At 41.7% G+C, this 350-nt stretch carries 1 protein-coding gene; it reads left to right on the top strand.

Features of this window, described 5'->3' with window-relative positions; genetic code table 11:
• Nucleotides 1-350: SIALI-17 repeat-containing surface protein (locus tag N8O80_RS09520; protein WP_261028117.1), on the top strand; the 350-nt coding region annotated here is incomplete at both ends.

The raw sequence follows: 350 nt of genomic DNA, 5'->3' as shown, positions 1-350 counted from the left end.
AGTGATTCTCCTTCTGACGATGCTAAACAACCTGACGAAGTACCAACTGCTCCTAATGCTCCAGAATTTAATGGTGGAGTAAATCCTAGTGATTCTCCTTCTGACGATGCTAAACAACCTGACGAAGTACCAACTGCTCCTAATGCTCCAGAATTTAATGGTGGTGTGAATCCTAGTGATTCTCCTTCTGGAGATAATGAATCTGATTTCACTGGTGGGGTAAATGATGCAACACCTCCTACTATAGCCGATGCTCCAGAATATACAGGAGGCGTTAATAGTGTAGAAGCAGCAATTAACGAAGTTCCAGAATATACAGGAGGTGTTAATAGTGTAGAAGCAGCAATTAA

Source organism: Streptococcus mitis (assembly GCF_946190155.1).
GTDB lineage: Bacteria > Bacillota > Bacilli > Lactobacillales > Streptococcaceae > Streptococcus > Streptococcus mitis_CL.
This window is presented reverse-complemented; position numbering and strand designations above follow the sequence as displayed.